We start from the raw sequence: 11,634 nt of genomic DNA on the forward strand, positions 1-11,634 counted from the left end.
ATCATGAAGTCGCAAAGTGTGAAGGTCTTGGGCTGCCTGTTATGGGTCTTGGCGATGGGCGCGCACGCCGCCGACGATGACGAAGATATCGAAGGGATGAGTGGAATGTTGAATGTCCTCGGGGCCATGAATGAGTCGCCTTGCAGTCTGGATATGACCTCATTGCACCAGACGGTGGACCTGGACGCGGTGTCGACCAGCCATTTGCAACGGCCTGGTGATCAGGCGCCCGCCAAGGCTTTTCAACTGCGTTTTACCGACTGTATGCGCACCGCCGGTCGCGTGCGCAACGAACGCACGGGCAACCTGACATGGAGTGCTTACCAACCTGTGTTGTCGGTGGCGTTTGTCGCGCCGGCCGACGCCGATGATCCACGGTTGGTCAAAGTCCAGGGCATCACCGGGATGGGCCTGCAATTGACCGATCCCCTTGGCCGGGATGTACAGCTGGGCTCAAAGGGCGAACCGTTGATTCTGCCCGTGGGCCGCAATACCCAGACCTGGAATGTTCGGCCTACGCGCACCTCGGCGCCGTTGAGCAGTGGGGCTTTCAGGGCCGTGGTGGAATTCAGGCTCAACTATGAGTAAGGGCAGAGCGATGGCTAACTCAATCGGCCCGTGGGCCATTCTTATCGGTGGCGGTTTACTGTGGCCTGTCAGCCAATGCGTGCAGGCCGACACCAGCCTGACCATCCGCGCGGTCATCATCGCGCCGCCGCCTTGCGTGATTAACAGTGGCGCAACCCTGGATGTGCCGTTCGGCAATGACCTGCAGACGTCACGGGTAGACGGGGTTAATTACCGTCGTGACGTGCCCTATACCGTCACCTGTGATTCGCCGTTCAGCAACGCCCTGACCCTGGAACTCAAAGGCACTGGCGCCGGGTTTGACAGCCGCGTGCTGTCGACTCGCAAGGCCGACCTTGGGGTCAAGCTGTTCGTGAATGGCGCTGACTGGCCGTTGAATACGGCCGTGAATTTTACCTATCCCAACTTCCCGGCGGTACAGGCGGTGCCCGTCAAACGCGTGGGCAGCACGCTGAGCGGCGGGGCATTTGATGCTGTGGCAACCCTGGTGGTCGATTACCAATGACGAGGAATGCTCAATGACATTTTGGCAGCAACGCGTGTTGCTTACCTTGTGTTCCATCGGCCTTTGCAGTGGTGCGTCGGCCAACCTGACGTTCAGCGGCACGCTGAATGAACCGCCGCCCTGCACGATCGACAGCGGCAACACCATTGAGGTGGATTTTGGCGATGTGGGGGTAAAACGCGTCGATGGTGTGAAATACCGCCGGGGTGTCGGTTATGCCATCAACTGTGGCACCGACACGCTGCCGTGGGAGCTCAAATTGAGCGTCAACGGTACAGCCACCTCATTTGACGGTGCCGCGGTACAGACCAGTGTGCCGGCACTGGGCATTCGGATTTTCCAGAATAACCTGCCACTTCCACTTAATACGCCACTGGACATCACCCTGTCGTCACCGCCGACATTGGAGGTGGTGCCCGTGCAGCAGCCAGGCACCATTTTGACGCCCGCGCGGTTTACGGCGGTGGCCACGTTGTTGGCCGAATACCAGTAGGAGTTGAGTCGATGCGAGACCAAATTGTGCAAAAAGGCGGGTTGGCGTTATTGCTCACCGTCGGCCTGATCCCCCTGGGGCACGGCGCGGACAACCTGATGTTCAAGGGCAACCTGGTGGAAGAGGCCTGCACCATCCGCCCTGGCGATGAGGCCATCACGCTGGAGCTCTGGGACGTCACCAGCAAGCACCTTTATATCAACACGCGAACCGTGGGCAAGCGGTTCCAACTGCACTTGGAAGAGTGTGACACCACCATTGGCAACACCGTGACCATCACCTTCGGCGGTGCCGAAAATGGCGAACTTCCAGGTTTGCTCGCGCTGGACGGTGGCAGTGGTGCCTCGGGGATTGGCGTTGGTATTGAGACGCTGAGCGACAAGCCGTTGCCCTTGAATGCCGTCAGCGATGAGCAGGTGCTGAGCGATGGTAGCAATTTGATCGAACTCAAGGCCTATGTGCAGGGCGAGCCGACGGCGATAAGAGATCAAACCATTGGGCACGGTGCGTACACGGTGACCTCTACTTTTACGTTGGACTATCCGTAGCGGCTACGTCCTCTTCACGACGTGAGCCGAGTGCCCGGCGGGCGACATTCGGGTAGATAAAAGCCGCGAGAGATTAAAAAATGAAACAGCGCTATGGAGCCATTGTGCTTCTTGTACTGATGGGAATGACTACGGCTGCGAGTGCAACTGATTGTCGTGTGAACGGCGGGGCTTGGATATTTGTAGGTGCGGGTGGGACTTTAAACCTGCAAGTTCCCGTCACAGTTCAACTGAGCGCAGACAGAACTCGTATCATGCTCGAAGGGGCAAGGTTAGAGTGCCGGTTCTCGGGTTTTGGCGGTAGCCAGCCTTGGTATACGGACTACTGGGCTACGTCCGCAAGAGTGGGGCCGGCCTGGGTGCCAGGCCCGAAGTTCACCAGCCAAGGCACCGGCTTACGCATCAACGGCAGCTATCAAAATACCCCGGTCCCGAATGGTATCCGAACGACGACCATGCCTAACAACGGCATCGGCGTGCCGGTCGATGTCACACCTTATATTTTGGTGCGTAACAATCCGACCAATCCTATCGACGTTCGATTAGGAGACGTCCTCGGAAGGTTAAACCTGGACCAGACAAATAACTATAACTCCGGCAGCTCAACGCTCGCGCTCACGTACACGGCCGCCAACAACTTCTCCATCTCCCCATCCACCTGCACTATCAACAATAACAATCCGATCGAGATCAACTTCGGTACCGTCCATCAGCGGGCAATCGGCACCGACCCGTTGACATCTTCCGTCGTCAGCAACCGCAGGCTCACTTACTCATGCCCGGACGGCGGCATTACCACGCCCATCACCATCACCTACAAAGGCACCCGCTCGGCCTTCGATGCACGGCTGTTGATGATGAGTAACCCGGACGTGGGCACGGCCATGGTGCATGCCGGTACTGCGGTGCCGGTGAACGGCTCGTTCCTGACCCGTATCACCAACAGTGTGGGCGCAGACGATGTGACCTTTTCGCTGGTGCGGCGTAATGGCTCCTTGCCGACCGCAGGCGCCATAAGCGGCAGTGGTGTGCTCGTAATGGGTGTGCCATAAGGCCCAAGCTCGCCGGCAGCCAACCCTACTAACCCCAACACTCTAACGGGCGGCGCGAACAGGGGGCTGAATATTCCTCGGACGGCGCCTGGGTAGAAAAATCACGAGAAGTCAAAATGAAATCACTTTATGGCGCGCTGGCGCTTCTCGCCCTGGCGGGTTTTGCCACAACCGCGCACGCCGTCGATTGCCGTGTTAACGGCGGGGCTTGGCAGAATGGCAACCCCAACCTGCAGGTGCCGGTGACGGTCACCCTGGCTGCAGATCGCACGAGGCTCATGCTCGAAGGTGCAAGGCTGGAGTGTCGGTTTACCTATAGCGGAGGCCCCGCTTGGCATACGGACTTTTGGGTCAGTGGAAGCGCCGCAGGTACGGCCTGGACTCCCGGACCAAAATTTGCCGGCGAAGGCACCGGTTTACGCATCAACGGCGCTTTTCGAAACACGCCGGTGCCGTCCGGCATCGGGATTGCGAACATCCCCAACAACGGAGTCTTTTACCCGATCGATGTCACGCCCTATATTTTGCTGCGTAACTACCCCTCCAATCCGTTCGATGTTCGCATCGGTGACAACCTGGGTCTGTTGCGCCTTACCAGTTCGAACAACTACGACGGCACCCGGCCACAGCTCACCGTCACCTACACCGCGGCTAATAACTTTACCGTCTCCCCCTCCACCTGCACGATCAACAATAACAACCCGATCGAGATCAACTTTGGCACTGTGCATCAGCGCGCAATCGGCACCGACCCGTTGACATCATCGATCGTCAGCAACCGCAGGCTCACTTACTCATGCCCGGACGGCGGCATTAACACGCCGATCACCATTACCTACAAAGGCACCCGAACAGGGTTCGACACGCGCCTGCTGATGATGAGTAACCCGGATGTGGGCACGGCCATGGTGCATGCCGGCACTGCGGTACCGGTAAATGGTTCATTCCTCACCCGTATCACCAACAGCGTGGGCGGCGACGATGTGACGTTTTCGCTGGTACGGCGCAATGGCTCCTTCCCGGCGGCCGGGGCCATCAGCGGCAGTGGTGTGTTGGTGATGGGGGTGCCCTGACCCCCCAAATCATCGATACCCAAAGCACAACGCCTCGCCCTAGAATGCCAGCTCCTCCACCTCTGGCATTTTGGGGCGCTCATGCACATCTCTTCCGGTCGCTGGGTCTATGGTTTTGGCCTGACCCTGCTGACTGCGTTTCTCTGGGGCATTCTGCCGATCAAACTCAAGCAAGTGTTGCAGGTGATGGACCCGATCACCGTCACCTGGTTTCGCCTGGTGGTGGCCGGCAGTTGCCTGTTTATCTACCTGGCGCTGAGCAAACGCTTGCCCAGTCGCAAGGTGCTTGGTCCCAGGGGCGGCTGGCTGGTGGCGATGGCCGTGTGTGGTTTGGTGGGCAACTACGTGTTGTACCTGGTGGGCCTGAAAATGCTCAGCCCCGGCACCGCGCAATTGGTGGTGCAGATGGGGCCGATTTTTTTGATGATCGCCAGTGTGTTCGTGTTCAAGGAGCGTTTCAGCCTGGGGCAGGGCATGGGGCTGGCGGTGCTGATCCTGGGCTTTGGTCTGTTCTTCAACCAGCGCCTGGCTGAGCTGCTGACCTCCATGGGCACCTACACGGCGGGCGTGTTGACGATCCTGCTGGCTACCACCATCTGGGTGTTCTACGCCCTGGGCCAGAAGCAATTGCTGACGGTGTGGAATTCGCTGCAGGTGATGATGGTGATCTACTTGTCGTGCGCCCTGTTGCTCACGCCATGGGCACATCCGCTGGAGGCGTTGCAATTGAGTCCGCTGCAAGGCTGGTTGCTGCTTGCGTGCTGCATGAACACGCTGGTGGCCTATGGTGCGTTTGCCGAAGCACTGGCGCATTGGGAGGCCTCACGCGTCAGTGCGACCCTGGCGCTTACGCCGTTGGTGACCTTTGTGGCGGTGGCGGTGGCGGCGTGGCTGTGGCCGGACTATGTGCAGGCAGAAGAGATCAATGCCGTGGGCTATATAGGGGCATTGGTGGTGATGCTGGGTTCAGCGACGGTAGCACTGGCGCCGTCGCTGCTCGCCGGGCTCAAGGCCCGGCGGGTGCGTATGGCGTCTTAATACCTTACTTAAGGACGAACACTCTCACTGTGGCGAGCAGGCTTGCCCTGCGTTGGGCTGCGCAGCAGCCCCAGCCAGCTTTAACTGACTCACCGAGTCGCCAGTTCTCTCAGTGGCCGGCTTCCAGCATGTTCTCCGGGCGCACCCACTGATCGAACTCTTCATCAGTCAGATAACCCAGGTCCAGCGCCGCCTGGCGTAGCGTCAAGCCTTCGGCGTACGCCTTCTTGGCAATCTGCGCCGACTTGTCGTAGCCGATATGCGGGTTGAGCGCCGTGACCAGCATCAAGCCGCGCTCCAGGTGCTCGGCCATTTGCTCGGCATCCGGCTCAAGGCCTGCGATGCAGTGCTCCTGGAAGTTGTTGCAGCCGTCGGCCAGCAGGCGGATCGATTCGAGCAGGTTGTGGATGATCACCGGCTTGTACACGTTCAACTGCAAGTGCCCTTGACTGGCGGCGATGCCGATGGTCACGTCATTGCCCAGCACCTGGCAGGCCAGCATCGACAGCGCTTCGCACTGGGTGGGGTTGACCTTGCCGGGCATGATCGAGCTGCCCGGCTCATTGGCCGGCAGCTTGACCTCGGCCAGGCCTGCGCGTGGGCCGGAACCCAGCAGGCGCAGGTCGTTGGCGAGCTTCATCAGCGCCACCGCCAGGGTCTTCAGTGCGCCGTGCAGGGTGACCAGCGGTTCGTGGCCGGAGAGGGCGGCGAACTTGTTGGGGGCGGTAACGAACGGCAAGCCGGACAAGGCCGCCAGCTCGGAGGCGATCGCCTCACCAAAGCCATGCGGCGAATTGAGCCCGGTCCCCACGGCGGTGCCGCCCTGGGCCAGCTCGCACACAGCGGGCAGGGCGCTACGGATGGCGCGCTCGGCGTAGTCGAGTTGGGCGATAAAGGCCGAGACTTCCTGGCCGAAGGTGATCGGCGTGGCATCCATCATATGGGTGCGGCCGGTTTTCACCAGTTTCATATGGCGTGCAGCCAGCTCGGCCAAACCGCCAGAAAGCGTGGCGATCGCCGGGAACAGGCGTTGATGAACCGCCTGCACCGCCGCAATGCTCATGGCCGTGGGAAAGCAGTCGTTGGAGCTTTGCGAGCGGTTCACATGGTCATTGGGATGCACCGGGCTTTTGCCGCCACGGGCCTTGCCCGACAGCTCGTTGGCGCGGCCGGCGATCACTTCATTGGCGTTCATATTGCTTTGGGTGCCGCTGCCGGTCTGCCATACCACCAGCGGGAACTGGTCGTCGTGCTGGCCATCGAGCACTTCATCGGCGGCCTGTTCGATCAGGCGGGCGATGTCGGCGGGCAAGTCGCCGTTGCGGTCGTTGACCCGTGCTGCGGCTTTCTTGATCAGGGCCAGCGCGTGCAACACCGCCAGCGGCATGCGTTGCTCGCCGATGGCGAAGTTCACCAGCGAGCGTTGGGTCTGGGCGCCCCAGTAAGCGTCATCCGGGACTTGGACGTCTCCCAGGCTGTCGGTTTCGATACGGCTCATCGGGCACACTCCTTCAGGTTCGTTTGCGCAGTTTAGGCTGTGATCCGTTGGTGGGGTTCCATAAAAGACTTTTCATCGAGGGTATTCCCATGCGGTTCAGGCTGCCTGCGATGGCGTCAACGGGTTGTCACTGATAAACCGCGGTGCTTGCATCGCAGCGGTGCGACGATTCGACAAGCCGGCTCGCATAGAAAGGCAGATCCCAGCCCCGTGCCCCCGCAAAACCAGGCTGAACAAGGCCTGGGGTTGAGCCGCAAGGTTTTTTAGGCGCAGAATGGTCGCCCTTGGGGTCTTACCTCGCCTGCTAGAAAGGAAACTCGATGACTCGTCTTCGTGCCATCTGTACCGCGGTTGCTCTGGTTTGCGCCAGCGGCCAGGTTTTTGCCGATACCGCCAGCCATAACGCCAGTGCCGAAGCCTTCCTGACCCTGGCCCACGCTGACAAGCTGGGTACCCCGGTGTACATGCAAGTGCAGCAAATGTTTGCCCAGCGTTTCGCCCAGACCAAGGCACCTGCCGCCAAGCAGTCCGTACTCGACAGCTACCAGGCCAAGGCCAATGCTGCGCTGGACCAGGCCATCGGCTGGCCGAAGCTCAAGCCCGATATGGTCAAGCTCTACACCACCAACTTCAGCGAATCCGAGCTCAAGGACCTGGTAGCCTTCTACCAGTCGCCGCTGGGCAAGAAAGTCCTGGAAAAAATGCCGCAACTGACCCAGCAATCGGCCCAGATGACCCAGGCCAAGCTGGAAAGCGCGGTACCTGTGGTGAACAAGCTGCTCGAAGACATGACCAACGAGCTGACGCCAAAAGCCCCAGCCCCGGCCAAGAAGAAGTAAACAGGAATGACCATGCAACAGCGTATCGAATCGGCACTCGTCGCCCTGAGCCCGGAATACTTGAGCGTGCTGGATGAAAGCCATATGCACAGCCGTGGGTTGCAGACCCACTTCAAGGCCGTGCTGGTCAGCCAGCAGTTCGAGGGGCTCAACCGGGTAAAGCGCCATCAGAAGGTCTATGCCACCCTGGCTGACCTGATGAGCGAATTCCATGCGTTGGCGCTGCATACCTACACGCCTGACGAATGGGCGAAAATCGACGCAGCCCCGGCCTCGCCGACCTGCGCCGGCGGGCACTGACACTGTGGCGCATTGGCGTTATGTGGCGAGGGAGCTTGCTCCCGTTGGGCTGCGCAGCAGCCCTGATGCCCATCACTGCGATCTTTGTGAAAGGTCACAATCGCCTTATCGGGGCCGCTTCGCAGCCCAGCGGGAGCAAGCTCCCTCGCCACAGTAAAGAGGCGGCCCATAAACGTCGCCAATTTTGTTAGAATCCGCAACGCGCCGCTTAGCCGGCGCGTTTTTTTTGCATCCGGTTCACCCCTTACGAGGGTAGCCACCTGGAGAGAACACCCATGACTCAACCGATTGTCGTGGCGGCACTGTATAAGTTCGTCACCCTCGAAGATTACGTCGCCCTGCGCGAGCCACTGCTGCAGGCAATGGTCGATAACGGCATCAAAGGCACCTTGCTGATCGCCGAAGAAGGCATCAACGGCACCGTTTCCGGCAGCCGTGAAGGCATTGATGGTCTTATGGCCTGGCTCAAGAACGACCCACGCATGGACGACATCGACCACAAAGAGTCGTACTGCGACGATCAGCCGTTCTACCGCACCAAGGTCAAGCTCAAGAAAGAGATCGTGACCCTGGGCGTCGAAGGCGTTGACCCGAACAAAAAGGTCGGCACCTACGTCGACCCGCAGGACTGGAATGCGCTGATCAGCGACCCTGAAGTGCTGTTGATCGACACGCGCAACGACTACGAAGTGTCGATCGGCACCTTTGAAGGCGCAATCGACCCGAAAACCACCAGTTTTCGCGAATTTCCTGACTATATCAAATCCAACTTCGACCCGGCCAGGCACAAGAAAGTCGCGATGTTCTGCACCGGCGGCATTCGTTGCGAGAAGGCTTCCAGCTACATGCTCAGCGAAGGTTTCGACGAGGTTTACCACCTTAAAGGCGGGATCCTGAAGTACCTCGAAGAGGTGCCGCAGGCAGAAACCAAATGGCAGGGCGACTGCTTTGTGTTCGACAATCGCGTGACCGTGCGTCACGACCTGAGCGAAGGCGACTACGATCAATGTCATGCCTGTCGCACACCGGTCAGCGTAGAAGACCGCGCGTCCGAGCATTATGTGGCTGGCATCAGTTGCCCGCATTGCTGGGATAAGCTGCCGGAGAAGACCCGTCGCAGCGCCATCGACCGACAAAAGCAGATCGAACTGGCCAAGGCCCGCAACATGCCGCACCCGATTGGCTTCAACTACAAGCAAACCCCTTCCGAGGCCTGACCCATGCCCGCGCGCCTGCTCTATGTGATGGACCCGATGTGTTCCTGGTGCTGGGGCTTTGCCCCGGTGGCGCAGGCGCTGGTTGAGCAGGCCCAGGCGGCCGGCGTGGATGTGCACCTGGTGGTGGGCGGTTTGCGCACCGGCAGCGGCGCGGCACTCGAGCCGACTACGCGGCGCTATATCCTTGAGCACTGGCAGGCCGTCACCGACGCCACCGGCCAGCCGTTCAAGCGCGAAGGCGCGTTGCCCGACGGGTTTGTCTATGACACCGAGCCTGCGTGCCGCGCCATCGTCACCGCGCGCAGCCTGGCGCCGGATTGCGCCTGGACACTGCTGGGGCTGATCCAGCGTGCGTTTTATGTCGAAGGCCGCGATGTGACCCTCGCCAGCGTGCTGGTGGAACTGGCCGAGCAGGCGGGCATTCCGCGTATCGAGTTTGCCGGTGCATTCGACCGTGCCGAGCAACATGCAGCAACGGCCGCCGACTTTACCTGGGTGCAGGACCTGGGCATCGCCGGTTTCCCGACGCTGCTGGCCGAGCGTAATGGCCAGCTGGCGTTGCTGACCAACGGTTATCAGCCGTTGTCCGAGCTGTCGCCCTTGCTCGCCCGATGGCTGGAGCGTGCCACCTGTGCAGGATGAGCCCAAACGCACCGACCGACTGACTTGGGCGGAAGTTCGCCGCCTGGCCCTGCGTCACAAGAAATCCCTGTGGATCGCCAATGGCGTTGCCGTGCTGGCGACCCTGTGCAGCGTGCCCATCCCTTTGCTGTTGCCGTTGCTGGTGGACGAAGTGCTGCTGGGGCACGGCGATGCTGCGCTCAAGGTGATGAACCCCGCGTTGCCACTGGGTTGGCAGAAGGCAGCCGGTTATATCGGCCTGATGCTGTTGGTGACCTTATGCCTGCGCTGCGGTGCGCTGGTGTTTAACGTGGTGCAGGCGCGGCTGTTTGCGCGGCTGGCCAAGGACATTGTGTACCGCATCCGCGTGCGCCTGATCGAACGGCTCAAGCGGATTTCCCTGGGCGAATACGAAAGCCTGGGCAGTGGCACGGTGACCACGCATCTGGTCACCGACCTGGACACCCTGGACAAGTTTGTCGGCGAGACTCTCAGCCGCTTCCTGGTGGCCATGCTCACGCTGGTCGGCACCTCGGCGATTCTGGTGTGGATGCATTGGCAACTGGCACTGTTGATCCTGCTGTTCAACCCCTTGGTGATCTACGCCACGGTGCAGTTGGGCAAACGCGTCAAACACCTGAAGAAGCTCGAGAACGACAGCACTTCGCGCTTCACCCAGGCGCTGACCGAAACCCTCGACGCCATCCAGGAAGTGCGCGCCGGCAATCGCCAAGGCTTTTTCCTCGGGCGCCTGGGTCAGTGCGCCAAGGAAGTGCGCGACTACGCGATCCATTCGCAATGGAAAACCGATGCCTCCAGCCGCGCCAGTGGCTTGTTGTTCCAGTTCGGCATCGACATCTTCCGCGCGGCGGCGATGCTCACGGTGTTGTTTTCCGACCTGTCCATCGGCCAGATGCTCGCAGTGTTCAGCTACCTGTGGTTCATGATCGGCCCGGTGGAGCAGCTGCTGAACCTGCAATATGCCTACTACGCGGCGGGTGGTGCGCTGACGCGGATCAACGAGCTGCTGGCGCGGGCCGACGAGCCGCAATATGCCGGCGGCGAAGACCCGTTCACCGGGCGTGAGACCGTCGGCATCGAGGTGCGCGGCCTCAACTTCGGCTATGGCGAAGAGTTGGTACTCAACCAGTTGAACCTGGCTATCGCACCCGGCGAGAAGGTCGCGATTGTCGGCGCCAGCGGCGGCGGCAAAAGTACCCTGGTGCAACTGCTGTTGGGGCTCTATACCCCACAAGCGGGCAGTATCCGTTTCGGCGGTGCTACCCAGCAGGAAATCGGCCTGGCGACCATCCGCGAAAACGTCGCAGTGGTGCTGCAACACCCGGCGCTGTTCAACGACACCGTGCGCGCCAACTTGACCATGGGCCGCGCCCGCAGTGACCAAGCCTGTTGGCAGGCACTGGAAATCGCCCAGTTGGATGCTACCGTCAAGGCACTGCCCTTGGGCCTGGACAGTGTGGTGGGGCGCTCGGGGGTGCGCTTTTCCGGTGGGCAACGCCAACGCCTGGCGATTGCACGCATGGTGCTGGCCGAGCCCAAAGTGGTAATACTGGACGAGGCCACCTCGGCCCTGGACGCAGCCACCGAGTACAACCTGCACCAGGCGCTGGCGCGGTTTCTCAGTGGGCGTACTACACTGATCATCGCCCACAGGCTTTCTGCGGTGAAACAGGCCGACCGGGTACTGGTGTTTGATGGCGGGCATATCGCCGAAGATGGCGACCATCAGCAGTTGATTGCCGATGGAGGGTTATACGCCAAGCTCTACGGGCATCTGCAACAAGTGCGTTGATTTGGCTGAGCTATCGAGAGCGGATTCTCGCGTGCGTATCAAGCAGTGC

The 11,634-nt window shown here is 60.5% G+C and carries 13 protein-coding genes; 12 read left to right on the top strand and 1 reads right to left on the bottom strand.

Annotated elements, in window-relative coordinates:
• The first annotated feature begins 3 nt into the window (after positions 1-3).
• The 7 genes from ACQY47_RS24210 (at position 4) to ACQY47_RS24240 (ending at position 5,297) form a co-directional block, all read left to right on the top strand.
• A complete protein-coding gene (locus tag ACQY47_RS24210) occupies positions 4-588 on the top strand; it encodes a fimbrial protein (protein WP_026013763.1) in 585 nt (194 codons plus the stop codon).
• A 10-nt stretch (positions 589-598) separates the two neighbouring features.
• Positions 599-1,093: a fimbrial protein gene (locus ACQY47_RS24215; protein ID WP_428552538.1), complete on the top strand. Its 495-nt coding sequence runs from the start codon at positions 599-601 to the stop codon at positions 1,091-1,093.
• A gap of 13 nt (positions 1,094-1,106) precedes the next feature.
• The gene (locus ACQY47_RS24220; protein ID WP_177034519.1) at positions 1,107-1,586 is read left to right on the top strand and encodes a fimbrial protein; all 480 of its coding nucleotides are present in this window, start codon (positions 1,107-1,109) and stop codon (positions 1,584-1,586) included.
• Between the two features lie 11 nt (positions 1,587-1,597).
• Positions 1,598-2,134, top strand: a complete 537-nt coding sequence (locus ACQY47_RS24225) for a fimbrial protein (RefSeq protein WP_428552541.1) — start codon at positions 1,598-1,600, stop codon at positions 2,132-2,134.
• A gap of 80 nt (positions 2,135-2,214) precedes the next feature.
• Positions 2,215-3,186, top strand: coding sequence for a fimbrial protein (locus ACQY47_RS24230; RefSeq protein WP_169984778.1), 972 nt, complete (start codon positions 2,215-2,217; stop codon positions 3,184-3,186).
• A gap of 116 nt (positions 3,187-3,302) precedes the next feature.
• On the top strand, positions 3,303-4,259 hold the full coding sequence (locus ACQY47_RS24235) for a fimbrial protein (protein WP_428552544.1): 957 nt from the start codon (positions 3,303-3,305) through the stop codon (positions 4,257-4,259).
• 81 nt (positions 4,260-4,340) lie between these two features.
• Entirely contained in the window at positions 4,341-5,297 is a 957-nt protein-coding gene (locus ACQY47_RS24240) for a DMT family transporter (RefSeq protein ID WP_017137800.1), read from the top strand.
• A gap of 109 nt (positions 5,298-5,406) precedes the next feature.
• Here the strand turns inward: ACQY47_RS24240 and ACQY47_RS24245 are convergent, their stop codons facing one another.
• Positions 5,407-6,795, bottom strand: a complete 1,389-nt coding sequence (locus tag ACQY47_RS24245; protein WP_017137799.1) for a class II fumarate hydratase — start codon at positions 6,793-6,795, stop codon at positions 5,407-5,409.
• Positions 6,796-7,115: 320 nt separating this feature from the next.
• On the opposite strand from ACQY47_RS24245, the gene ACQY47_RS24250 reads away from it, so the two are divergent.
• The 5 genes from ACQY47_RS24250 to ACQY47_RS24270 all read left to right on the top strand — a co-directional run bounded on the left by ACQY47_RS24250 (position 7,116) and on the right by ACQY47_RS24270 (position 11,585).
• A complete protein-coding gene (locus tag ACQY47_RS24250) occupies positions 7,116-7,634 on the top strand; it encodes a DUF2059 domain-containing protein (protein WP_017137798.1) in 519 nt (172 codons plus the stop codon).
• 6 nt (positions 7,635-7,640) lie between these two features.
• Positions 7,641-7,934, top strand: coding sequence for a BolA family protein (locus tag ACQY47_RS24255; protein ID WP_099548936.1), 294 nt, complete (start codon positions 7,641-7,643; stop codon positions 7,932-7,934).
• Between the two features lie 275 nt (positions 7,935-8,209).
• Positions 8,210-9,151, top strand: coding sequence for a rhodanese-related sulfurtransferase (locus tag ACQY47_RS24260; protein ID WP_428552549.1), 942 nt, complete (start codon positions 8,210-8,212; stop codon positions 9,149-9,151).
• A gap of 36 nt (positions 9,152-9,187) precedes the next feature.
• Entirely contained in the window at positions 9,188-9,793 is a 606-nt protein-coding gene (locus ACQY47_RS24265; RefSeq protein WP_177034541.1) for a DsbA family protein, read from the top strand.
• Positions 9,783-11,585, top strand: coding sequence for an ABC transporter ATP-binding protein (locus tag ACQY47_RS24270; protein WP_428552552.1), 1,803 nt, complete (start codon positions 9,783-9,785; stop codon positions 11,583-11,585). Before ACQY47_RS24265 ends, ACQY47_RS24270 begins: the two co-directional genes overlap by 11 nt.
• Positions 11,586-11,634: the final 49 nt, after the last annotated feature.

Origin of the sequence: Pseudomonas edaphica (assembly GCF_965277385.1) — a bacterium.
Taxonomy (GTDB): Bacteria; Pseudomonadota; Gammaproteobacteria; order Pseudomonadales; family Pseudomonadaceae; genus Aquipseudomonas; species Aquipseudomonas edaphica.